This is a genomic window from Streptomyces sp. NPDC088197, from assembly GCF_044741185.1.
GTDB lineage: Bacteria > Actinomycetota > Actinomycetes > Streptomycetales > Streptomycetaceae > Actinacidiphila.
Map to the genome: position 1 here is coordinate 316825 of NZ_JBIUSD010000003.1, position 23540 is coordinate 340364.

Here is a 23540-nt window from a genome sequence, read left to right on the forward strand (position 1 = left end):
CGCTAACAAATAGTGGGAACAGAATCACGCAGAGCGGGGCATCTGCTCTCTCCTCGCGGTAACTCGCCGATCTCCTACGGCACCAACGGGTGTTCCGGCTGCTGAGCGGGCCGCTGAACAGGCCGGACCCACTGACCCGATCGCCAGGCGCGCCGTCAGCTGTCGCCTATGAGTGTTAGCGCTCACTGATCGGTCGTCAAGACGTTGCACAGAGAAAAACCCGCCTCCGGTGCGGTGGCGGTCGCGGTGCGGCTCCCCCCGCGGCGGGGCGCGCGGACAGGGCCGCGCCCGCGGACGCGGTCGGCCGTGCGGCGCGGGGCGGGTGCGGGGGCGAGGGCAGCCCCGACGGTCAGTCAGAGGCCGCCCGCCATGCGGTAATACGCCTGATTCCAACGGATCTCCTGGGTGAAGCGGCGCAGTTGGGTGTCGTGGTCGATGAGGAGGAGTTCGGTGCGGAGCATGTCGGCCAGGTCGGCCAGTTCCTCGGCGCCGACGGCGCTGGAGAGCACGGTGTGGTGCGGGCCGCCCGCGGTCAGCCAGGCTTCGGTGGAGGTCCGCAGATCGGGCGCGGGCCGCCACACCGCGCGGGCCACGGGCAGTCGGGGCAGCGGTTCCGCGGGCGCGACGACCTCGATCTCGTTGGCGACCAGCCGGAAGCGGTCGCCCATGTCGGCCAGGCCCACGACGACCGCGGGCCCCGGCCGGGCGTCGAAGACGAGCCGTACCGGGTCCTCCCGGCCGCCGATCCCCAGCGGGTGGATCTCGCACGAGGGCCGGTGCGCCGCGATCGTCGGGCAGACCTCCAACATGTGCGCGCCCAGGATCACTTCACCGCCCGGCGTCAGGTCGTAGGTGTAGTCCTCCATGAAGGAGGTGCCGCCCGGCAGACCGGCCCCCATGACCTTCACGGTGCGCAGCAGCATCGACGTCTTCCAGTCGCCCTCGCCGCCGAAGCCGTAGCCGTCGCCCATCAGCCGCTGCACCGCGAGGCCCGGAAGTTGCCGAAGGCCGCCCAGATCCTCGAAGTTGGTCGTGAAAGCGGAGAAGCCGCCCTCGGTGAGGAAGGCGCGCAGGCCCAGTTCGATCCGGGCCGCGTACCGCAGCGCGTCGTGGCGCTCGCCGCCCGCCGCCAGCTCGCCCGCCAGCCGGTAGGCGCTCGCGTACTCCTTGACCACCTCCGAGACGGCCGCGTCGTCCACCTCGTCCACGACGGCCACCAGGTCGTTGACGCCGTAGGTGTTCACCGAGACGCCGAACCGCAACTGCGCCTCCACCTTGTCGCCCTCGGTGACGGCGACGTCGCGCATGTTGTCGCCGAAGCGGGCCACCTTCAGACGGCGCAGCGCGTCGTGTCCGAGGGCGGCGCGCATCCAGGTGTGGACGCGGGCCACGACGGCGGGATCGGAGACATGGCCCGCGACCGTCTTGCGGGCGATGCCGAGCCGGGCCTGGAGATAGCCGAACTCGCGGTCGCCGTGGGCGGCCTGATTGAGGTTCATGAAGTCCATGTCGATGGTGGACCACGGCAGTTCGACATTGGCCTGGGTGTGCAGATGCAGCAGCGGCTTGCGCAGCAGGTCGAGGCCCGCTATCCACATCTTCGCGGGCGAGAAGGTGTGCATCCACGCGATCAGACCCACGCACGCCCGGCTGGAGTTGGCGTCGACGACCGTGCCGGTGATGCCGGAGGCGTCGGTGAGCACCGGCTTCCACACGATCCGCACCGGGCCGCCGGGGGTGGCGGCGAGCCGGTCGGAGATGGCGCGCGACTGCTCGGCGACCTGCCGCAGCGTCTGCTCGCCGTACAGGCCCTGGCTGCCGGTGAGGAACCAGACCTCGCGCTCGTCGGACGGTGTCATGCCAGGGCTCCTCGGTCGGCGGGGGCGGCGGTATCCGCGGGATCGGCGGTGTCAATGGGGGCGGCCGGACCGTCGCGCACGACGGCCTGCGGCTCCTGGCCGGCGGGGGGCGGCCCGGCGGGGCCGCCGGAATCGACGCTATCGGCGGCATCGGCGCGATCGGCCGCCGCCTGCTGCCCGTAGACGTTCTGGTAGCGGTCGTGGAGCCGGTCGATGTCGGCGCGGGTGAGGGGCAGCGGATCGCCCAACTGCCGGGAAATGTGCACGGTACGGGCCACGTCCTCGCACATCACCGCCGCTTTCACGGCCGCGCGGGCGTCCTTGCCGATGGTGAACACCCCGTGGCTCTTCATCAGCACCGCCGGCGAGCGGTGCCCGGCCAGCGTCTCCACGATGCCCCTGCCGATCGAGTCGTCACCGATCAGCGCGAACGGCCCGACCGGGATCTCGGCCCCGAACTCGTCGGCCATCGCGGTCAGTACGCACGGCACCGGCTCGCCGCGCGCCGCCCACGCGCACGCGTACGTCGAGTGGGTGTGCACCACCCCGCCGACCTCCGGCAGGTGCCGGTAGACGTAGGCGTGCGCGGCGATGTCCGAGGACGGCGACAAGTCGCCTTCCACCACCCGCCCTTCGAGGTCGCACACGATCATCGCGTCCGGTGTCAGCCGGTCGTAGTCCACACCGCTCGGCTTGATCACGAACAGGCCGTGCCCCGGCACGCGCGCCGAGACATTGCCCGCCGTCCAGACGACCAGCCGGTAGCGGACCAGCTCCTGATGCAGGTCGCTGACCTGCTGTCGCAGGCGTACGACGGCCTCTGCGGCAGGGGGCGGAAAGGGGTGACTGCTCATACGGGACCTCGGCAGGGAGTGAGCGTTAACATTCTGGGTGAGCGCTAACAAAGAGCGGTGCCACGAGACGCCGCCCTACGGCTGAGCCGGGGTGTCCGCCTGCGCCCGCCCTCGGAGCGCCCGCAGGCGGTGCATGACATCGCTGCCGCCCCGGCCGAAGTGGTCGTGCAGGGCGCGGTATTCGGCGTAGAGGTCGTCGTAGGCGGCGGCGCGTGCGGGGTCGGGCAGATAGGCGTTGCGACGCAGGCGGCCCATCGCGGCCGAGGCGGTGCGGATGTCGGGGTGGGCCCCCGCCGCGACGGCCGCGTGGATCGCGGCGCCCAGCGCAGGGCCCTGCTCCGAGGACAGCACGTTGACCGGCCGGTTCAGCACATCGCTGTAGGTCTGCATGAGGAAGGTGTTCTTCAGCAGGCCACCCGCCGCCGTGAAGTCGGTGACCGGCACCCCGGCGCCCTCGAACGCCTCCACGATGGTCCGCGTGCCGAAGGCCGTCGCCTCGACCAGCGCCCGGTAGATGTCCTCGGGGCGGGTGTCCAGCGTCAGCCCCACCAGGAGCCCCGACAGGTGGTGGTCCACCAGTACGGAGCGGTTGCCGCTGTGCCAGTCGAGCGCCAACAGCCCGTGTCCGCCGACCGGTTGGGCGGCGGCCTTCTCCGTCAGCAGCTCGTGCGGGCTGATGCCGCGCTGCCGGGCCTCCAGCGCGTACGGCTGCGGTGTCGCGGTCCGCACCGCCCAGGCGAAGATGTCCCCCACCCCGCTCTGGCCCGCCTCGTAGCCCCACAGGCCGGGGACCACGCCGTCGCGGACCACCCCGCACATGCCCGGCACCTCGGCGAGCACGTCGGAGTTCATGATGTGACAGGTCGAGGTCCCCATGATCGCCAGCAGATGGCCGGGGTCCAGGGCCCGCGCGGCGGCGCTGGTGACATGCGCGTCGACGTTTCCGACCGCCACGACCGTGCCCGCGCGCAGCCCGGTCAGCGCGGCGGCCGAAGCACTCAAACCCCCGGCGGCGGTGCCCAGTTGGGACAGCGGGTGGTCCAGCTTCGCCGTGAAGCCGGCGAAGTCCGGGTGCAGGGAGGCCAGGAACGCGGCGTCCGGATAACCGCCGTCCTGGTGGATGCCCTTGTAACCGGCCGTGCACGGATTGCGGTTCTCGGCCCCGGTCAACTGCCAGACGATCCAATCGGCCGCCTCGATCCACCGGTCGGCCGCCGCGTAGACCTCCGGGTCCTCCCGGAGCACCTGCAACGCCTTGGCGTACTGCCACTCGCTGGAGATCCGCCCGCCGTAGCGGCCGAGCCACGGCTGCCCGGACTCCCCGGCGCGGCGCACGATCAGCTCCGCCTCCGGCTGGGCCGCGTGGTGCCGCCACAACTTCGGGTAGGCGTGCGGGCGTTCGGCCATGTCCGGCAGCTCGCACAACGGCGTGCCGTCCGCCGTCGCGGGCAGCACCGTACAGGCGGTGAAGTCCGTCGCCACTCCCACGACCTGCTCCGCCCGCACCCCGGCGGCCTCCAGCGCGCGCGGCACGGCGAAGCGCAGCACGTCCCGCCAGTCCTGCGGAATCTGCAACGCCCAATCGGGCGGCAGCTCACGGCCGTTCGGCAGCGCGCCGTCCACCACCCCATGGGTGTATTCGTGGACGGCGCTGCCCAGCTCCTTGCCGTCGTCGACCGCCACGACCAGGGCGCGCCCGGACAGCGTGCCGAAATCGATGCCGACGGTGACGGCGGGAGGATCGGTCATCATGCGTGTCTCCCCATGCGCCGGGGGCTCCGGCAGCCGGTCGCGTACCGATTGCCCTGCGGTGTGAACTCTGCGGCGGTGCGGTCCTGTTCTGTCCTGCGGGACGTGCTGCGGGACGTACTGCGAGAGGTGCTGCGGGATGTGCGGCCGGACTCGGTGCCGGTCCGGTGGCCGGACCTGTGGCGACGCGTGCTGCGATCCGTGCCGCGGTGCCGTGCGCCGCCCGTACGGACCGCCGCCCTCAGGACGGGTTGCTGCTGCTGCGGACGATCAGGCGCGGTTCGATGACGACGCGTTCGCCGCCGCGGGTGGTGCCGGACTCCAACTGGTCGACCAGCAGCCGGATGCTGGCCTGGCCGACCGCGGTGAAGTCCTGCCGGACGGTGGTCAGCGGCGGCGCGAAGAACTCGGCTTCAGGGATGTCGTCGAAGCCCGCGATGGCGACCTGGCCCGGCACCGAGAGACCGGCCTCGCGGAAGGCCCGCAACACCCCCAGCGCCATCTGGTCGTTGGCCACGAAGACGGCCGACACCTCGGGTGAACCGCGGCGCCCGGAGCCCGCCGAGACCCGGCCCGCCAGCTCCTGTCCCGCGCGGTAGCCCGACAGCGGCGTCCAGTCGCCCACCAGCGGCGACGGCACCTCGACGCCCGCCTCCTCCAGCGTGGCGCGCCAGCCCTGCACACGGGCTTCGGCCTCCAGCCAGTTCTGCGGGCCCGCGACATGCCAGACCGTGCGGTGGCCGCCGGCCAGCAGATGGCCCGTGACCAGCCGCGCGCCCAGCTCCTGGTCCACCGAGACGCCGGGGATCGGCAGGCCGTGCCCGCCCTCCACCGTGACGACGGGGAACGGCAGCTTCAGCTCGGCCAGTGCGGCGACGGCCTCCCGCTCCGGCACTATCACGACGATGCCCTCCACCCCCCAGTCGCTGAGGTGGTCGATCGCGTCCGCGAGCGCCTTCGGGGTGTGCCGCCGCAGGGTCACCGCGGAGACCATGTAGCCCTCGTCCCGCGCCGCTTCCTCCAGCCCGAACAGCGTGCTCGCCGGGCCGAACAGCGTCGGATTGCACGCCACCACCCCCAGCGTCAGCGTCCGCCGCGTCACCAGCGCCCGCGCCGACGAGTTGCGCCGGTACCCCAGCGCCTCGATCGCCCGCAGCACCTCCGCGCGCGTGGTGTCCCGCACATTCGGGTGATCGCTCAGCACCCGCGACACCGTCTGATGCGAGACGCCCGCCACCTGGGCGACATCCGCCATGGTGGGGGCCCTGCGGGGCGCTGCCGGGTCCGCGGTGCGAGACATGGCTCTCCGTTCCGTGATGCTGCTAAGTGTTAGCGCTCACAGTCCCATCCGTCAAGGCCGTACGCTCGCGCTTGGCGGAGGAAGACACGCCTTTACCAGGCCCCCCGGCGGGGGCGACCCTCCCAAGGGCTTGGACCCCTTAGAACTCCTAACGAAATGATCTTCAAGGTGATTGGATCACTCCGGGACTGATGATCCGGGGGCGTGGGATGGCTCAGCCGAAGCCGTGGCATGTTGATGACGAGCTATGGGCGGTGGTTGAGCCGCTGTTGCCGAAGGTGGAGCGTCGGGTTCGGTATCCCGGGCGCAAGCGGCATCCGGACCGGCTGGTGTTCCAGGGCATCCTGGTCGTGCTGCACACCGGGATCGCCTGGGAATATCTGCCGCAGGAGCTCGGCTTCGGCTCGGGCATGACGTTCTGGCGCCGCCTGGCCGAATGGACCGAAGCCGGCGTGTGGCCCCGGCTGCGTCAGGCTCTTCTGGCCGAGCTACGCGCTGCGAATGCCCTGGACTTCTCCCGGGCAGCGGTCGACGGCTCCCACATCCGGGCGTTAAAGGGGCCCGCAGACCGGACGAAGCCCTGTTGATCGGGGCAGAACCGGCAGCAAGCACCACCTGATCACCGACGCCACCGGCGTTCTGCTCGCCATTACCCTGAACGGCGGCAACCGCAACGACGTCACCCAGCTCATCCCGCTGCTCGAAGCCGTGCCGCCGGTACGCGGCAAGCGAGGCCGCCCCAGGCGTCGTGCTCGGCGACCGCGGCTACGACCACGACAAGTACCGCCGCCTCGTCTGGGCCCTCGGCGTGAAGCCGGCGATCGCCCGACGCGGCACCGAGCACGGCTCCGGGCTCGGAACCCAGCGCTGGGTCGTGGAGCGTGCGTTCGCCCATCTGCACTGGTTTCGTCGGCTGCGGATCCGGTGGGAGACCCGCGACGACATCCACGAAGCCTTCCTTGCCCTCGGCTGTGCGCTCATCTGCTGGCGGCGGCTTGTCTCCCTACCCTGACAGCAACGGCGCCCAGTAACTCATCACCTGGTGCAGGCGCTGCCGGTGGTCGGCAATCCAGTCGTCCGGCGGGACGAGGGGGACGCGCACGGTGACCATCGACCCCGACTCGTCCTCAACGACCACCTCCGGGCAGTCACGCTCGCCGGTGAGCTGGATGAAGATGGACGGCCCTCTGCTCATCTCCATCCAGGCGACGTCTTCGCCGGCGTCGAGCCGGCCCAGTGCGTCGGCCCAGCTTTCCAGGTCGGAAATGTACAACGCCAGATCGATGCGGCCGGACACGAAGGGCGTCCTGACGACGATCTCGGCGTCGAGTCCTGCGGTCCACCTGGGATTACGTCCCAGAACGTTGACCGTGACGCTGTTCCCCTCGTCATCAGAGAGGGAGATGAGTTCCCTCGGAGGACTGTCGCCCATAGCGGCCCTTTCATCGCTGAGTACTGAGCGATCCTCGCCTGGACGGAGCCCATCCTTCATCTCATTTTGTTAGAAGTTCTTAGGGCACGGGGAAAGCGCGCCGCGCTGGCGCAGGGCCTGCCTTTAAGGGGCGCGGGGAACTGCGCGCTCAGCCGAAGCGCTCCCGCACCTCACCACCCGCCCCAACGGGGCAAACCGGTTGCCCCCGGACCACCGGCCGGTGATGGGTAACCCGCGCAGTTCCCCGCGCCCCTGACGGGGCACCGTCTCTCGCCCGGACGGCGAGCCGATCCTTTCAGCGGCGCGGGGTCCCGCACCTCACCACCCGCCGGAGGGGGCGGGCGGCGCGGACGGCGCGTCTGTGGGGATACGGTCACAGAGGGAACCTCACGGCGAGAGGCGGGACGGCGCGTGGTGGAAGTGGACGGGCACGGGCACGTGACGGCCGACGCGGAGGTCGTACGGTGGCTGGTGCGGGAGCAGCACCCGGACCTGGCGGAGCTGGAACTGCGTCCGGCGGACGGCGGTTGGGACAACCAACTGTGGCGGTTGGGCGAGGAGTTGGCCGTACGGCTGCCGCGTACGCCGCGCGCACCGGCGCTGCTGGCGAAGGAGCGGCGGTGGCTCCCGCTTCTGGCGCCGCGCCTGCCGCTGCCGGTTCCGACGCCGGTACGCGACGGTGAGCCGTCCGCGCGCTTCCCGCGGCCGTGGGCCGTCACGAGGTGGGTGCCGGGGAGCCCGGCGGACCTCACGCCGATCGGCCGGGGCGAGCACGCAGCCGACGCGCTCGCGGGGTTCCTCACGGCGCTGCATCGGGAGGCACCCGCCGACGCACCGGCCAACCCGGACCGCGGTGTCCCGCTGAAGTCCTTGGCCGACGGGTTCGACCACGGCGTGGCCGCCCTCGCCGAAGGCGGCCTCGACGCGCGCCTGGCCGACGGGGCCCGGCGGGTCTGGGCGGACGCCGTCGCCGCCCCCGAGAGCACCGCCCCGCCGACGTGGCTGCACGGCGACCTCCACCCCGCGAACGTCGTCGTCACGGACGGCACCCTCGCGGGCGTGATCGACTTCGGCGAGCTGTGCGCGGGCGACGCGGCGAACGACCTCGCCGCCGCCTGGCTGCTCCTGCCCGCGGGCGCGGCGCCCCGCTTCTTCGCCGCCTACGGCCGTACGGACCCGGCCACGATCCGCCGCGCCCGCGGCTACGCGGTCCGGGCCACGCTGGGTCTCATCAGCGTCGGACAGGCGGCCGAGAAGGGCCTGCCCGGCGGAAAGCCCACCTGGGGAGTCGCCGGGCGCGCGGCCCTGGAGCGCGTACTGGCCGACGCCTAGGCCCGGTTGACCAGTCCGGTTGACCAGACCGGTCGACCAGCCCCGGTACGCCTACGCCCGGTCGGCCGGTTCGTCGTCGCGCCGCCCGCCCGGCTGCCGGGACCCGCGGACCTGGTGGCTCGCCCACCAGATCCAGAAGTCCACTTCCCGGAGGCTGAGTTCACCGACGAGCGCGGCCACCTCGGGATCGTCGGGATCGCGGCCCGCGTCCATCCGCAGCGCCCCGACGCACTCGCGGGCGATTCCGCGACCAGTCCGCGTACAGCGCAGCGGTCTGAACGCGGACCGGATGTCGGACGTGGACGGCGTGACGTACACCTCGGACGGCGGCCCGGTGTCGATGGTGCCGTAGGTGGTGTACGACAGGGAGCCGGGGCAACTCCCGCCGCCGATCTGCACGGTACGGCTCGACACGAGCTTGCCGGTGCGCAGTTCGAACATCTTCACCGGGATCGCGATCTTGCGGAATTTCACCTCGCGGGGGAAGTCGGGCAGCAGCTTGTTCTCGTACGGGCAGGTCGTGACCGTCGTGCCGTAGTCCTTGTCGCCGACGCAGACCACGAGTACCGCCTTGGTGACGTCGTCGGCCGACCAGGAGCCGGGCAGTTCGCGGGTGAACTCGTCGTCGCCGTAGAACAGCGCGTGGTGGGTGCCCTTGCGGTAGGGCGCGGCGGCGCTGTACTTCGCCGGTTTCGAGCAGTAGTCGGGCTCAGTGTCGGTCGAAGTGCCCAGCAGCGTACGGACGTTGTCCAGCTCGATGGTCAAGGTGGCCTGCTCGACGCCGCTGCGGGCCTTGGCGGCGAGCCGGTCGCCGGGGTACTGGTCAAGCTGCTGCTGGTAGCGGTCGCGGGCCTTCGCCCACTCCTTGGCCTCCATGAGGTCGTCACCGCAGCCGACGAGCGCGGCGGGCGCGGTCTTCGGGACGACGGCCGCCGCCCGGCCCAAGTCGCCCTGGACGGAATTGTGTTGGCGGAGCCAGTCGGTGACCGTGACGGTGTCGCAGGGCACCTTGGTGGGCAGTCGGCCGAGGAAGCCGTTCAGCACGGTGTCGACCATCTTCTCGTGGCCCGGCAGATCCGCGAGTACGGCGGCCAGGCCGTCGAAGTCCGCCGTCAACGCGTGGGTGTCACCGCTCAGTCCGGTGGTCAGCTCGTGCTGCGCCACGCCGAGCCGGTGGCAGGCCCGTACCGTACGGTCGCCGCTCGCGGTCAGCGGCGCGTCGGTCACACGGGGGCCGAACCAGAGACCGTCCTGGGCGCTCAACGCCTGGGCGCAGTCGCCGCTCCGGCGCGCGGCGGCCACCTTCCCCTCGGTCCGCGAGGCGTCGAGCCGCAGCAGCCCCGCGACCAGCAGCATCGGCAGGAGGACGGCGAGCGCGATCACCCGCTGCCGAAGGACCGGGCCCCGGCGGCCGAGGAGCAGGTAACCGGCGCTGAGGAGTGAGGCGTTGGCGAGGGCGACGGCCAGCGGGTCGTGCGAGCGCCCGCCGTCGCCCGCGCCCCTGACGGCTCCGGCGATGGCCCGGCCCGCGCCGCCGTCCTCGTTCCCGTCAACGGGGCCCGGACGCTGCCCCGGCAGATAACCCGGCGGGGGCCCCGGCGGCGGTCGCAGCGGGGGCCCCGGCGGCGGTCCCGGCGGCGGCTTCGGCACGCCGTCCTGTTCGGATACGTGCCGGGGCTCGGGGTCCGGTGCAGGCTGGGGCGGGTGGTCCCTCTCGGTCCCCTTCGTCGGGCGGTGGGCGGCGGCCGTCGCCCATTGTCACCGCCTGCGCCGGGAGGGGTCCCGGACGCACATCCGCCCTGTTCAGGGGTACTGCTACCGGCTCGCGGCGAAGGCGCCGCTCTCCGCGAAGGCCCGCTCGGCGAAGCGTTCGCCGATACGCCGGTGGGTGGCGGCGTCCGGGTGCAGCTCGTCGGGCAGCGGCAGTTCGGCGTAGTCCGCCTCGCCGTAGAGTTCGCGGCCGTCGAGGTAGTACAGGTGCGGGTCGGTGGCCGCGCGCTCGGCGACGATCCGCTCCAGTTCCGCGCGGATGACGGTCAGGGTCAGCTTGCCCGCCGCCAGCTCCGCCGGGTCGCCGGTGGCGCGGAACCGCAGCTTTCCGGTGCTGAGCGCTTCGAAGTCGAAGGCGGCGGGGCCCGGGGTGTTCTCGTGGATCGGGCTCAGGATCGGCGAGACGACCAGCAGCGGGGCGTCCGGGTGGCCCTCGCGGATGGTGTCGAGGAAGCCGTGCACGGCGGGGCCGAAGGCGCGCAGCCGCATCAGGTCGGCGTTGACGATATTGATGCCGATCTTCACGCTCACCAGGTCGGCGGGCGTGTCGCGCAGGGCGCGGGCCGTGAACGGGTCGAGCAGCGCGCTGCCGCCCAGACCCAGATTGATCAGCTCCACACCGCCGAGGGAGGCCGCGAGAGCGGGCCATGTGGTGGTGGGGCTCGCCGCGTCGGAGCCGTGGCTGATCGAACTGCCGTGGTGCAGCCAGACCTTACGGCCCCGGTCGGGGACCGGCCCGACGGGCGCGTCGGTGCGCAGCGCGACGATCTCGGTCGTCTCGTTGTGCGGCAGCCAGATCTCGATGTCCTTGTCCGCGTCGGGCAGTTCGGCGAAGCGGAGGGTGCCGGGGTCGCCGGGCTTGTGCTCGGCGGTTCCGGTGCTCATGTCGACGGTCAGGGTGTGGCCGCCGGCCACGCTGCCCTGGCCCGCGGGGCGGCCGTCGACCAGCAGGTCGTAGAGGCCGTCGGGGCGCGGCGGCGCGCCCGCGTACACGCGCTTGGTGGGCAGCGTGTCCAGCTCCACGGTGGTGGCGCGGGTGCGGAACACCAGCCGTACGCCGGAGGGTTGGGACTCGGCCATGGCGAGCTGGGCGTCGGCGCACTGGGCGCGGGCCCGCGCGGGCAGCCGGTGCGGCAGTACGCCGTGTCCGGTGGGCTCCAACTCCAGCGCGCCGCGCACCAGTTCCGCGCCCTCGGGCGTGGTGAACAGGGTCGTGGTCCAGTCGCCGTGCTCGGTTCGTGCGTCGTTCTCGGTAGGCATTGCTCTTCAACTTCCGTCTTTTTCCGGCCAGTTCTTCAACAGGGCGTCGAGGGCGTCGATGACGCGTTCCCAGGTGTCCTGGGTGTCGGGCGCGCTGTGGCTGAACCCGCCGCCCATCTCCAGGCCGACGTAGCCGTTGAACACGCTCCCGAGCAGCCGCACCGCGTGCGTCTGGTCCGGCTCGTCGAGGTCGTAGCCGCGCAGGATCGCCCGTGTCATCTCCGCGTGCCGCCCGCCCGCGCTCGCGGCGGCGGCCTGCGGATCGAGCCGGAACTGGGCCGCCGCGTACCGTCCGGGGTGCTCCCGGGCGTAGTCGCGGTACACGTTCGCCAGTCCGGCGAGCGCGTCCTTCCCGGCCCGGCCCGCCAGGGCGGCGGCACCGCGATCGGCCATTTCCGCCAGTGCGAGCTGCGCGATCCCGGTCTGGAGATCGTGCGAATTCCGCACGTGCGAATACAGGCTCGCGACCTTCACGTCGAACCGCCTGGCCAGCTCGGAGACGGTCACCGCGTCGAACCCGACCTCGTCGGCCAGCTCCGCCCCCGCCCGCACCAAACGCTCCCGTGTCAGTCCTACGCGCACCACAGCCGTCCTCCTCGTTACCTAAGTCCATCATGCACATACCTAAAGGCTTTAGGCAAATGACCGCAGCCCGATGTGACGGCGGACCCCCGCTCATGGTCGGACCGCCGCCGTGAGGCCGCGCGGCGTGGGACCGCTCGGTGTGGGACCGCTCGGTGTCGGGCCGCTCACCGCGGGGGCCGCTCGCCGTAGAGCCCACTCGCCGTGGGACAGAAGGGCCCGGGGCCCGGCTAGTCGATCGGGAAGCGGTAGACCGTCGACTCGCGGGCCCGGAAGGCCAGCCGCGCGAGGGGCCGCGCCGTCGCGGACAGCTGCGGCAGCAGCCGGGCGAAGGTGTCGACGAGTTCCTGACCGGTCTCCGGGCTGATCTCCCGGACGATCTCCACGCGGGCGTCCATGCGGGCGTCCATGCGGGGAGCCTATCCATCCGTTCCGGCCGCACCGACGCGCCGGAGCCGGGGCGGGCTTGGCCGTAAAACCGGTTGGGCGGGCGATGCGCCGTTGGTAGCGTCCGCAGGACCGTCACACCAGGCGAGGAGGTGGAACCCGTGAAGGCCGGTTCTGACGGGGTGCTCCCTGTCCTCCTCACGGCGTGGACGGCCCGCGTGGACGTCACCGCAGGCGCCGGGATCGCCCGGTCGCTTCCCGCGCGCAACACCGCCTGTCTTCTGTGCGGTTCACCGCGCGGACGACGTCAAAAGGCGTCCGTGAACGAGACGTCGCCATGGGTGAGGTCAATGGCCCGCTCCGGCCGCCGCTTTCCCGCCCAGAACAGCCGGCGCTCGTGCTGCTGGGCCACCTCGGCGGCCCGCACAAGAAGGCGCCGCGGACGCTGGGGCGCGCGCAACGCCCTGTGACCGACGCCGGTTCTCCCGCGCCGGCCCCCGTACACCCGCATCGACACCCTGCGACCTCAGGCCCTAGCCCTCGTCGGGCAGCAGCGGGAAGAGCCGTGCGACGACCGCGACCGGACGGGCCGCGGCGGGGCGGACCGCCGGATTCGGCTCCCGGTCGCGGTAGCGGGCGAGGGTCTGCCGGATCGCGTCGGCCACGGCGGCCATCTCCTCCGGGGTCAGATACGCGACCGCGCTGAACGCCTCGTCCTGCCGCCACGGGGCGGGAGCGCTGTCGCGCTGGGTCTGCCAGCGCCGGTAGCTCTCGTCCTCCAACCCACGGGCCAGCTCCCCGAATTCCGTCGCGGGACCCTCCCCCTTCTCCGGCTCCCCCGCCTGCCGGATCCGCCACGGCCGGGCGCGGCCACCGCGGTGCGGGGCCTCCTCGATGTAGCCGTAGCGCGCGAGTTGCCGCAGATGGAACGAGCACAGGCCGGAGCTGTAGCCGAGCCGCCCGGCCGCCTGTGTGGCCGTGACCGTACCGACCTCGGCGAGCAGGCCGAGCAGGTCGCGGCGTACGTCGTGGTCGGGCAGACCGCTGTCCGCCGAGGTTCCGGTCTCCGCTTCTTCTTCTGTCACTTTGCAAAGCCTGCTACTTTGCAAAGAGCTTTGCAAGCTCCTGGCCGACGCCACCGCTCCGAGGAGAGTGAGCCCCTTGGTCTCCCGCCCCTTCGACGTGTCCGAGCGCGCCGTCGTGCGCGCCATCACCGTCACCGGCGACGACATCCTGCACCGCCCCTGCCGCGAGGTGACCGAATTCGGGACCACGGAACTGGCCGAGCTGATCGAGGACATGGTGCTCACCATGCACGTCGCCGACGGCGCGGGCCTGGCGGCCAATCAAGTGGGCGTCAGCCTGCGGCTGTTCGTGTACGACTGCTGGGACGACGACGGCGTCCACCACACCGGGCACCTGGTCAATCCCGTGCTCGACGAACCCGCGCCTGCCGACCGGCGGCTCGTCGACGACGCCGAGGGCTGTCTGTCGGTGCCGGGCGCGACGGTGGACGTGCCGCGCACCGACCACGCCGTGGCGCGCGGCTTCGACCAGTACGGCGAGCCGGTCGTCGTCGCGGGCAACGGCCAGTTCGGGCGCTGCCTCCAGCACGAGACCGACCACCTGGACGGCCGCCTCTACCTCGACCGCCTCTCACGGCGCGACCGGCGCGAGGCGCTGCGTCAGATGGCCGACCGCCGCGAACACGTCTTCGCCCTGCGCGCGGCCAGGGCCGCCGAGTTGGGCCGCTGACCTCCGCGCACGGGGCTCGGGGGACGCGTCAGGCCGGTCGTCACACCGCCGGGCCGTCGCCGTCCTCCTCCTGGTGGGTGTAGCGCTGCTCCTTCCAGGGGTCCGCGAGGTTGTGGTGGCCGCGCTCCTCCCAGAAGCCGCGCCGGTCCGTCGTCATGTACTCGATGGCACGGAGCCACTTGGGCCCCTTCCAGCTGTACAGATGCGGTACGACCAGGCGTACGGGGAAGCCGTGTTCCGCGGTGAGCTGGTCACCGTTGTGGTGGGTGGCCAGCAGGGTGCCGTCGGCGGTGAAGTCGGCGAGCCGGAGATTGGCGCTGTAGCCGTACTCCGCCCAGGCCATGACGTGGGTGGCGTGCGGCGCCGGGGGCGCCAGGTCCAGCAGGGTGCGGGCGGTGACGCCGAACCACTCGTGGCCGGTCGAGGTCGTCCCGGACGCGCAGTGCAGGTCGGCGGCGACCGTGGCGCGCGGCAGCGCGCTGAACTCCTCAAGGGTCCACGTGTGTTCGCCGCCGGCGGCGGTGGCGCCGAACACCTTCAGGCTCCACCGGTCCGCCCGGAATCTGGGCACGGGTCCGTAGTGCGAGACGGGCCAGCCCCTGACCTTGCGCTGTCCCGGGGGAAGCTCGTCGTTTCCCACTGGGTGATCGTCCTTCCCTGCGGGTCGATGCGGGTCGATGGCACGGCGGCGGTCCCGGTGGTGCGGTGGAGTTCCAGCGGCGCGCTGGAATCCGGTGGTGCGAGGAGATCAGGCGTCCGCTCATGCGAGGCCAGACACCGTTAACGATTATCACATGCGGCGGCATCCGGCCCTTTCGCCTCGCATTCGCCGGGCGCCCCACGAAAACCGTTCCCTGGACCCGCTCGCCCCCCGACACGCCCTAGCGCCGCAGCCCGAGCGCCTCGCGGCCCGCGTACCGCGCCTGCGTCCCCAGCTCCTCCTCGATCCGGATGAGCTGGTTGTACTTGGCGGTGCGGTCGGAGCGCGACAGCGAACCCGTCTTGATCTGACCGCAGCCGGTCGCGACGGCCAGGTCGGCGATGGTGGTGTCCTCGGTCTCGCCGGAGCGGTGCGACATCACGACGGTGTAGCCCGCGCGGTGCGCGGTGCCGACGGTCGCCAACGTCTCGGTGAGCGTGCCGATCTGATTGACCTTCACCAGAACGGAGTTGGCGACGCCGTCGCGGATTCCCTCGCGCAGCAGCGTCTCGTTGGTGCAGAAGACATCGTCACCGGTGAGCTGGCAGCGGTCGCCGAGCCGCGCCATGAGCAGCCGCCAGCCGTCGCGGTCGTCCTCGGCCATCGGGTCCTCGATGGACGCCACGGGGTAGTTCGCCACCAACTGGGCCAGGTACTCGGCGTGTTGCTCGACGCTGCGGCGTACGCCCTCGCCGGTGTAGTCGTAGACCCCGTCGCGGAAGAACTCCGACGCGGCGGGGTCCATGACGACGGTGATGTCGGTGCCGGCCTTGTACCCGCTGCGCTCGACGGCGCGTACGACGAAGTCCAGCGCCTCTTCGGCGGTCCGCAGGTCGGGGGCGAAGCCGCCCTCGTCGCCGACCGCGGTGCTGTGCCCCGCGGCCAGCAGGTCGCCGCGCAGGGTGTGGAAGACCTCGGAGCCGATGCGTACGGCCTCGGCGAAGGTGGCCGCGCCGATCGGCGCGATCATGAACTCCTGGAAGTCCAGCGGATTGTCGGCGTGCGCGCCGCCGTTGACGATGTTCATCATCGGCACCGGCAGCAGCCGGGCGTCCACGCCACCGACGTAGCGGTAGAGCGGCAGCCGGTGCGCGTGCGCGGCGGCCTTGGCGGTGGCCAGGGAGACGCCGAGGATCGCGTTCGCGCCGAGCCGGGACTTGTCGGGCGTGCCGTCCAGCTCGATCAGCGCCGCGTCCACGGCGGCCTGGTCCTCCGCCTCCAGGCCGACGACGATGTCCACGATCGACTCGTTGACGGCGTCGACGGCCCGTCGAACTCCCTTGCCGTGGAAGCGGGCCGGGTCCTCGTCGCGCAGTTCCACCGCCTCGCGGGCGCCGGTCGAGGCTCCGGAGGGTACGGCCGCGCGGCCGGTGGAACCGTCGGCCAGTTCGACGTCGACCTCGACGGTCGGATGGCCCCGGCTGTCGATGATCTCGCGGGCGACGACGCGGGTGATGGTGGTCCTGGCGGCCATGGCGGTGGTGCTCCTCACGTGCGGTGCGGACGACAACGACGCGGACGACGACGACGCGAACGGCGACGACGCGGATGACGATGACACGGACGGCGACGATTAAGTTCCGAGCGAGAACAAAGTGAGTTCAGAAAGTGAATGTACTCTGTGCGGATGAGGATGCACAACGCCGACGAGGACTGCGGGATCGCCCAGGCCGCCGTGGTGATGGCCGACTGGTGGAACGTGCTCGTGCTGCGCGAAATCGCGCGCGGCCACGTGCGGTTCGACGCCCTGGCCTCCGAACTCGGCCTCTCCCGCAAGGTGCTCACCGAACGGCTCGGCGCGCTCGTCGCGCGCGGCGTCCTGCGGCGCAGCCTCTACCAACGCCGCCCGGTTCGCTACGAATACCTGCTCACCGACTCGGGACTCGCCCTGCTCCCGCTGCTGGTGGCGATGCAGGACTGGGGCGACCGCTGGGTCCTCGGCGACGGGTCGGCCACGGCGACCGCGCCGCCGGACGGGGCGGAGCACGCACGCGTGCACGCCCTGGCGGGCGGCGGTACCGATACGGGTACGGGTACGGGCGCGCGGCTGCCCGCGGATCTCCGACTGCCCGCGAGCGACGGCGCCGAGCGCCCCGTCGTCGCCCCGGACGCCGCCGCCACCGTCCTGTTCACCTACCCCGGCACCGGCGTCGACTGGGGCGAGGACCCGATCCCCGGCGCGCCCGGCTGCACACTGGAGAACCGGCTCTTCCGCGACGCCTACGCCGACTTCCGCCGCGCCGACGTCGCGGTCCACGGCGTCAGCACCCAACTCCCCTACGAACAGGCGGCGTTCGCCACCGCCGAAGCCGTCCCGTACCCGCTGCTCTCCGACGCCCAGCAGCGTCTGGCCGCCGCCCTGCGACTGCCGACCTTCCGCGGGGCCGGGCGGCTCCGCCTCAAACGGCTCATCCTCGTCCTCGCCCCTGACCGCACCGTGCGGCACGTCCTCTTCCCCGTCGAGGACATTCCGGCGGCCGTCGAGGAGACGCTTCGCCTGGCGACGGCCGGTCCCTGACCGTCCGCGCAGGAGCTATCCGGCCTGGTCCCGCGACTGGTAGGCGCCCGGCGTATGGCCGAAGGTGCGGCGGAAGACGTCGATGAAGGCGCTGGCGGACGACCAGCCGCACCGGTGGGCCACGGCGGTGACCGGGGTGTTCTCGGCGAGCAGCACCAGAGCGTGGTGGAGGCGGAGTTGGGTGCGCCACTGCGGGAAGGTCATGCCGAGGTCGCTCTTGAAGAGCCGGGACAGCGTACGGTCACTGGCGCCGACCTGGCGGCCGAGGGCGGTCAGCGTACGGTCGTCGGCCGGGTCGGCGCGCAGGATCGCGCACAGGGACCGGAGTTGGGGCGCGGCCGGCCAGGGCAGGTGGAGCGGCTGCTGCGGTGAGGCGCGCAGTTCGTCGAGCAACACCGCGCGCAGGCGGGCCCGTTCGGGGCTGCCGTCGTCGGGGGTGCGGGTGTGGGCGAGGAGCAGTTCGCGCAGCAGGGGGGCGACGGCCAGGACGGTCGGGGTGTCGAGGCCGAGCGGGTTCTCGTTCTCCGGGAGGCCGACCAGGTGGAGTTCGAGTTCGCCGTGGGCCTGGTGGGCGCGGACCGTACCGGCGGGGACCCAGATGGCGCGGGTGGCGGGGGCGACCCAGGAGCCCGCGCTCGTGGTGATGGCCAGCACTCCGCGTCCGGCGTAGACGATCTGGTGGTCGTCGTGCCGGTGCGGGTCGATCTCCGCGCCGGGGGCCAGCCGCTCGGTACGGGTCGGCGCGACCGGCTCATGGCGGATTTTCGTCATTGGTTGGCAGTTTATCGGAAGCCCGACATATCACCGCCTGAAGACCATGGGTGACGTGCCGAAAAACACCTCGATCACGCTGCTGTCCTTCGGGCATGCCTGCGTCGACATCTACCAGGGCGCCGTCGCGGCCCTCGTCCCCTACTTCGTCGCCGAACGCGCCTACAGCTACGCCGCCGCCTCCGGCATCGTGCTCGCCGCGTCCGTCCTGTCCTCCGTGGCCCAGCCGCTGTTCGGCCTGCTCACCGACCGGTGGGCGATGCCGTGGCTGCTGCCGGTGAGCACCGTTCTCGGCGGTGCGGGCATCGCGCTCAGCGGCGTCAGCGGCTCGTACGCGCTCACGCTCGTCTTCGTCGCGGTCTCCGGCGTCGGCGTGGCCGCGTACCACCCGGAGTCCGCGCGCGTCGCCCGCCTCGCGAGCGGGGGCAGCCACAGCGCGATGGGGTGGTTCTCGGTGGGCGGCAACATCGGCTTCGCGCTGGCCCCGCTCATGGTCGCCGCCGTCGTCGCGACGGGCGGCCTGCGCCTCACCCCGCTGCTGGTGCTGCCCGCGCTCGTCGGCAGCGTGCTGTGCCTGCCGGTGCTGCGCGAGCTGGAACGGCGGCGCTCCACCGGGACCTCGGCCGCCGTCGCCGTCGGGCGCGACGACAGGGCGTCCTTCGTGAAGCTCTCCGTGGCCGTGGTCTTCCGCTCGATCGTCTTCATCGGCCTGAGCACCTTCATCTCGCTGTACGCCAAGCAGCGCATGGGCGGCAGTGAAGTGGCGGGCACCGCCGCGCTGTTCGTCCTCTACATCGGCGGCGCGATCGGCTCCGTCCTCGGCGGCTCGCTGGCCGGCCGCTACGACCGCGTCACCGTCACCCGCTGGTCGTATCTGGTCTCGATCCCGTCCGTCGCGGGCGTCGTCCTCGTCCCGGGACCGGCCCTCTACCTCTTCGTCGCCCTCACCTCGATCGGCCTCTACGTCCCCTTCTCCCTCCAGGTCACCCTCGGCCAGGACTACCTCCCCACCCGTGTCGGCACCGCCAGCGGCATCACGCTCGGGCTCACCGTCAGCATCGGCGGCCTCGCCACCCCCGTCATCGGCGCGGTCGCCGACGCCACCTCGCTGCGTACCGCTCTCGCCCCGCTCATCGTCATGCCCGCCCTGAGCTGGCTGCTGTTCCGGTCCCTCCCCGAGCCCACCGCGCCCCGCTCGTCCCCCGCCGCCGCGCCGGAGGACGCGGCCACCGACCCCGCCCTCGCGGGCTAATCCGCGACACGTCGACCGGGCCGCCTCCCGCGCCCCCGGGCCACGGCCCACCAGACTGTCCCCATGTCATCCCCCCGCCGCCGCTGCCCCCAGTGCGGCCGAGAGATCGCCGTCGTGGGGGGCCGCATCGCCCGCCACGACCCACCCCCCGGCCCCCGCACCGCCACCCTCGTCTCCTGCCCCGGCTCCAAATCCCCCGCCGCCCCCACCGCCGCCCAACGCACCCTGGACGGCTACACCATTCCCGACTTTCCCGGCCAACTCCCTTTATTCTAGACATATCGCCGCACCCACGGAAACGGCCGGTCCGCACGGGCCGCTGAATCCGGCCGAGTTGACCGGTCAGATCGGCGAATTCCTGTACAGATAGGTCGAAACGGTCAATGTGGAATCCGGACTTCCGTTTCGGGGAGAGGGACAATACGGTGATACGGCGCCGTCCGGGCGCCGGGAAGGGGGTGCGGAATGAGCGTGTACATGTGGCCTCCCGCCGTGGTGCCGGGGCCGTACACCATCACTACCGAGGAGATCCTCGCCGAGGTCAACGGCCGTCACCCGGGGGCGAGTTGGCTGAAGCGCGCGGACGGGATGGCCAAGAACACCGGGATCGGGGAGCGGCGGTGGATGCAGCCCCTGGAGGCGATCACGGCGCCGAGCCGCAGCGGCTTCCCCGGGCCCGCGGCCTCAGCGGCGGGCGAGACGGGTGAGACCGGCAAGACGGCAGAGGCGGGCCCGCCGGTGCCGCAGACCGTCGAGGAGCGCACCGCGTCGGTGTGGGTGACGGTCCAGGACTGCGCGGAGCGGGCGGCCCGCCAGGCGCTGGAGACCGCGGGAGTCACCCCTGACCAGGTGGATTACGTGGTCACCAGCAACTCGACCACCCCCGCCCTGCCGGGCCTGGACATCGCCTTGTTCAACCGGCTCGGGCTGCGCGAGGACGTGCTGCTGCTGCCGTTCTCGCAGTGGGCCTGCATCGCCGGTACCCGGTCGCTGGCCACCGCTTCGAAACTGCTGGCCGCCGACCCCGGCGCGACGGTGCTGATCGTCATCGCGGAGGCGCTGAGCACCACCTACCAGCCCGACGACACCGGCATCGACTCGCTGCTGATGCGGCTGCTGTTCGCCGACACCGCGGTCGCCGCCGTCGTCCGCGGCCGGCCGGACCAGGGCGCGTTCCTGCGGCTGGACGCCGCGTGGCACCGCACGGTGCCCGGCACCGCCGACATCCACCGGCTGCACACCCGCGCCGACGGGGTGCACTACGAGATGGACCGCTCGGGGCCCAAGTGGGTGCAGTCGACGCTCCCGCCGATGTGGGAGTGGGTGCGCGGCCGTCACACCGACCCGGACTGGCACCCGGACCTGCTGGTGGCCCACCCGGGCGGCACCCGCGTGCTGGAACTCATCCAGGAGAGCGTCCCGAGCTCCTGGCCCGACGTCCCGGGGCCCTGGCCCGACCACCTGCTGGACCACTCCTGGAGCAGCATCGTCACCGGCAACCGTGGCGGCGCCGCCGTATTCGACGTCCTCGACCGCGCCCTCAGCGCGGGCGTACCCGCCGGAGCCCGGACCGTGCTGTACGGAGCGGCGCCGGGACTGACGGCCACCGCGATGGACGGAGTGTGGCTCTAGCCCGCCGTACGGGACGCGCGGATCACAGGGCCGGTCCGGGCCCAACTGCCCGCCGCTGACGGTCAGTCCGGGTGACACCTACTCGCCGCCAGCGTTCAGTCCGGGGCACAGCTGCCCGCCGCCGACCGTCAGTGCGGATCACGCCCACCCGCCGCCGACAGTCGGTCCTGGTCACAACTGGCCGCCCGTGACGGCCAGTTGCGCCCACACCGTGCGCTCCCCCGCGGTCTCCCCGAGCCGCGTCCCCCACGCGGCACTCGTGTGCTGGACGACGAGGAGCCCGCGTCCGCTGGTCTCGGACACCGCGGGGCGGGCGGCCCGCGGCCTGCCGTGCGAGGGGCCGGTGACCTCGCAGATCAGACGGTCGGACAGGTGCAGCAGCCGGAGGGTCACCGGGCCGCCGGTGCCGAACCGCAGGGCGTTGGTGACGAGTTCGGACACCACCAGGGCGCTGCGGCCGTGGGGGTCGGCGATGCCCCACTCGGCGGTGCGGGCGCCGGTCCACGCCCGTGCGCGGGCGACCGCCGTGAGATCGCCCGCGGGCAGGCGGAGTGCGGGCATGTCGGCCGCGGGCAGGCCGTCCATGCGCGCCAGGAGCAGCGTGAGGTCGTCGTGCTGCGGCGGCGGCCCGGTGACGTGGTCGACGACCGGGCCGACGACGGCGCTCAGGTCGCCGGTCGCGTAGTGCCAGGACAGTGCCTCCAGCAGGGCGGTCATCCCGTCGTCGAGGTCGCGGCCCGGGTGCTCCACGAGGCCGTCGGTGTAGAGCCCGATCAGGGCGCCCGGCTCGGCGGTGACCTCCAGGGCCTCGTACGGTTCCTCGCGGGCCGTGCCCAGCGGCGGGTGCAGCGGCGGGGCGAGCAGTTCCGCGGCCCCGTCCGGGTGGACCAGCACCGGCGGCAGGTGCCCGGCGCTGACCACGGTGAGCCGCCGGGCGGCCGGGTCGTACACGGCGTAGCAGCAGGTCGTGCCCAGCGCCGCCGCCGCGGCGCCCAGTTCGCCGTCGGTCTCGGCGGTCGCGTGCAGGCTCCCCACGAGGGTGTCCAGGTGGGTCATCACCTCGACCGGCGGGTGGTCGGCGGCGGCCAGGGTCTGGGCGGCCTGGCGCAGTGTGCCCATGACGGCGGCGGCTGCCAGGCCGTGTCCGACGGCGTCGCCGATCACCAGCGCGATCCGGCCGCCCGACAGGCCGATGACGTCCATCCAGTCGCCGCCGAGGCCGGCGCTGTCGGGTGCGGCGGGCCGGTAGGCGCCCGCGGTGTGCATCGCCCGGCTCGGCGAGTGCGGCGGGCGCAGCCTGCGCTGGAGCGCCAGGACCTGCCGGTGCTCGCGCTGATGACGGCGCCCGTGCTCCAGATTCATCGCGGCGCGGAAGGCCAGTTCCTGGACGGCGAGCTGGTCGTCGCCGTCGAAGGCCCCGCGGGGGTTGTCCTCACGCCGCCAGACCGCGACCGTGCCGAGGACGCGCTGCCGCCGGTCGGCGTCGGGGACGGTCAGCGGCGCGAAGGCCACCGCGAGCGGGCCGTGGTCCGGCACCAGGGCCCGTATCAGGTCCGGGTCGTCGCCCAGGGCCCGCTCGATGGCGGCGCGGTCGGGCAGCACGGTGACGCCGGGGTGACCGGTGGTGTCGGAAGCGGGGTGGGCGGGCAGGTCCGGCAGGCGCTCGCCCAGGCGGAGGAAGCCGCGCGGCCACGGCCGGTTCCCCGCGCGGGCGTACGCGGCGCGGCACCGCGGCTCGGTCCGATCGGGCAGGTCCCCGCTCCACAGGCACTGCGCCAGCGACACCGTGACGGCGTCGCCCCAGGGCAGCAGCCCTTCGGCGAGCTGGCGCGCCGTCGTTTCGATCTCCAGGGAGGTGCCCAGGGTCGAGGAGGCGGCGAAGACGTCGAGCTGGGCGCTGACGTCGATCAGGCTGATCACCACCCGGCCCGGAGCCGCCGGGAGGACCGAGAGCGACACCACCGCGGGCGTTCCGTCCGGCCGGATCATGCGCTGGACCCGCGCCAGCAGCGGGCGGCCGGTGGCCAGTACCCGCTCCACCCGGGCGGCGATCGCCGCCGCGTCCTCGGTCGGGAAGAGGTCGGTCGCCCGCGCGCCCGATCCGTCGACCACCCCGTCGAGCCAGGTCCCGGCCAGATCGGCCTCCAGCACGGTCAGCCGCTCGTCGACGACGATGATGCCGAGCGTGTCGTCCGACCCCGCCCCCGACGGCGCGCTCAGCGCACTGGGCGGCTGCTGCGGAATCATCTCCGTCAGCACGGCACCGACCCGGCCGCCCGCACCGGACGCACCCTCGGAAGAAGCGTGGCTGGAGTTGGGGCTGGTCATCACGGCAAAGTCCGATCATCCGCCAACGGTTGATTTCAGACATTACGGACAATTAGCCA

20 protein-coding genes and 1 pseudogene are annotated in these 23540 nt (G+C 72.5%); 7 read left to right on the top strand and 14 right to left on the bottom strand.

All coding sequences use genetic code 11. From position 1 onward, the window contains the following. Positions 1-353: 353 nt before the first annotated feature. From araA to ACIOC1_RS09865, 4 genes are all read right to left on the bottom strand, one after another. Positions 354-1859, bottom strand: a complete 1506-nt coding sequence (gene araA, locus ACIOC1_RS09850; RefSeq protein WP_401853112.1) for an L-arabinose isomerase — start codon at positions 1857-1859, stop codon at positions 354-356. Next, positions 1856-2713, bottom strand: coding sequence for an L-ribulose-5-phosphate 4-epimerase (locus tag ACIOC1_RS09855; RefSeq protein WP_401853114.1), 858 nt, complete (start codon positions 2711-2713; stop codon positions 1856-1858). Before ACIOC1_RS09855 ends, araA begins: the two co-directional genes overlap by 4 nt. Before the next feature lie 75 nt (positions 2714-2788). Continuing rightward, the gene (gene araB, locus ACIOC1_RS09860) at positions 2789-4465 is read right to left on the bottom strand and encodes a ribulokinase (RefSeq protein ID WP_401853117.1); all 1677 of its coding nucleotides are present in this window, start codon (positions 4463-4465) and stop codon (positions 2789-2791) included. Between the two features lie 238 nt (positions 4466-4703). Further along, positions 4704-5762: a substrate-binding domain-containing protein gene (locus ACIOC1_RS09865; protein WP_391043637.1), complete on the bottom strand. Its 1059-nt coding sequence runs from the start codon at positions 5760-5762 to the stop codon at positions 4704-4706. A 209-nt stretch (positions 5763-5971) separates the two neighbouring features. On the opposite strand from ACIOC1_RS09865, the pseudogene ACIOC1_RS09870 reads away from it, so the two are divergent. Continuing rightward, positions 5972-6774, top strand: a pseudogene (locus ACIOC1_RS09870) (IS5 family transposase). Here ACIOC1_RS09870 and ACIOC1_RS09875 read toward each other — a convergent pair. Beyond that, positions 6766-7254 carry a DUF5959 family protein gene (locus ACIOC1_RS09875; RefSeq protein ID WP_401853119.1) on the bottom strand — a complete coding sequence of 163 codons (489 nt, stop codon included), beginning with the start codon at positions 7252-7254 and terminating at the stop codon, positions 6766-6768. The pseudogene ACIOC1_RS09870 and the gene ACIOC1_RS09875 overlap by 9 nt on opposite strands. 351 nt (positions 7255-7605) lie before the next feature. Here ACIOC1_RS09875 and ACIOC1_RS09880 point away from each other — a divergent pair, with 351 nt between their 5' ends. Next, positions 7606-8526 (top strand): phosphotransferase, encoded by a 921-nt coding sequence (locus ACIOC1_RS09880; RefSeq protein WP_401853121.1) that lies wholly within the window; start codon positions 7606-7608, stop codon positions 8524-8526. 51 nt (positions 8527-8577) lie between these two features. Here ACIOC1_RS09880 and ACIOC1_RS09885 read toward each other — a convergent pair whose 3' ends face one another. From ACIOC1_RS09885 to ACIOC1_RS09905, 5 genes are all read right to left on the bottom strand, one after another. Then, entirely contained in the window at positions 8578-10176 is a 1599-nt protein-coding gene (locus ACIOC1_RS09885; RefSeq protein WP_401853124.1) for a hypothetical protein, read from the bottom strand. A gap of 165 nt (positions 10177-10341) precedes the next feature. Beyond that, positions 10342-11556: a GDSL-type esterase/lipase family protein gene (locus ACIOC1_RS09890; protein ID WP_401853127.1), complete on the bottom strand. Its 1215-nt coding sequence runs from the start codon at positions 11554-11556 to the stop codon at positions 10342-10344. A 6-nt stretch (positions 11557-11562) separates the two neighbouring features. Then, positions 11563-12141: a WHG domain-containing protein gene (locus ACIOC1_RS09895; protein WP_355334633.1), complete on the bottom strand. Its 579-nt coding sequence runs from the start codon at positions 12139-12141 to the stop codon at positions 11563-11565. 227 nt (positions 12142-12368) lie between these two features. Continuing rightward, a complete protein-coding gene (locus tag ACIOC1_RS09900) occupies positions 12369-12548 on the bottom strand; it encodes a hypothetical protein (protein WP_401853129.1) in 180 nt (59 codons plus the stop codon). Positions 12549-13058: 510 nt separating this feature from the next. After that, positions 13059-13610, bottom strand: coding sequence for a winged helix-turn-helix domain-containing protein (locus ACIOC1_RS09905; protein ID WP_401853132.1), 552 nt, complete (start codon positions 13608-13610; stop codon positions 13059-13061). A gap of 76 nt (positions 13611-13686) precedes the next feature. On the opposite strand from ACIOC1_RS09905, the gene def reads away from it, so the two are divergent. Then, positions 13687-14280, top strand: a complete 594-nt coding sequence (def, locus tag ACIOC1_RS09910; protein ID WP_401853134.1) for a peptide deformylase — start codon at positions 13687-13689, stop codon at positions 14278-14280. Between the two features lie 40 nt (positions 14281-14320). On the opposite strand, the gene ACIOC1_RS09915 is transcribed toward def, so the two are convergent. Then, on the bottom strand, positions 14321-14920 hold the full coding sequence (locus ACIOC1_RS09915) for a molybdopterin-dependent oxidoreductase (protein ID WP_391047229.1): 600 nt from the start codon (positions 14918-14920) through the stop codon (positions 14321-14323). A 241-nt stretch (positions 14921-15161) separates the two neighbouring features. Beyond that, positions 15162-16454, bottom strand: a complete 1293-nt coding sequence (eno, locus tag ACIOC1_RS09920) for a phosphopyruvate hydratase (protein ID WP_401853136.1) — start codon at positions 16452-16454, stop codon at positions 15162-15164. 153 nt (positions 16455-16607) lie between these two features. Between eno and ACIOC1_RS09925 the strand changes: the two genes are divergently transcribed. Continuing rightward, the gene (locus ACIOC1_RS09925; protein ID WP_401853139.1) at positions 16608-17498 is read left to right on the top strand and encodes a winged helix-turn-helix transcriptional regulator; all 891 of its coding nucleotides are present in this window, start codon (positions 16608-16610) and stop codon (positions 17496-17498) included. Between the two features lie 15 nt (positions 17499-17513). Here the strand turns inward: ACIOC1_RS09925 and ACIOC1_RS09930 are convergent, their stop codons facing one another. Beyond that, positions 17514-18269 (bottom strand): AraC family transcriptional regulator, encoded by a 756-nt coding sequence (locus ACIOC1_RS09930; protein WP_401853141.1) that lies wholly within the window; start codon positions 18267-18269, stop codon positions 17514-17516. A gap of 46 nt (positions 18270-18315) precedes the next feature. Here ACIOC1_RS09930 and ACIOC1_RS09935 point away from each other — a divergent pair, with 46 nt between their 5' ends. The 3 genes from ACIOC1_RS09935 (at position 18316) to ACIOC1_RS09945 (ending at position 21153) form a co-directional block, all read left to right on the top strand. Further along, positions 18316-19521: an MFS transporter gene (locus ACIOC1_RS09935; RefSeq protein WP_391047240.1), complete on the top strand. Its 1206-nt coding sequence runs from the start codon at positions 18316-18318 to the stop codon at positions 19519-19521. A 63-nt stretch (positions 19522-19584) separates the two neighbouring features. Further along, a complete protein-coding gene (locus ACIOC1_RS09940; RefSeq protein ID WP_401853144.1) occupies positions 19585-19797 on the top strand; it encodes a hypothetical protein in 213 nt (70 codons plus the stop codon). A 189-nt stretch (positions 19798-19986) separates the two neighbouring features. Continuing rightward, a complete protein-coding gene (locus ACIOC1_RS09945) occupies positions 19987-21153 on the top strand; it encodes a type III polyketide synthase (protein WP_401714938.1) in 1167 nt (388 codons plus the stop codon). Between the two features lie 171 nt (positions 21154-21324). On the opposite strand, the gene ACIOC1_RS09950 is transcribed toward ACIOC1_RS09945, so the two are convergent. Next, positions 21325-23481, bottom strand: coding sequence for a SpoIIE family protein phosphatase (locus ACIOC1_RS09950; RefSeq protein ID WP_401304164.1), 2157 nt, complete (start codon positions 23479-23481; stop codon positions 21325-21327). Positions 23482-23540 lie beyond the last annotated feature (59 nt).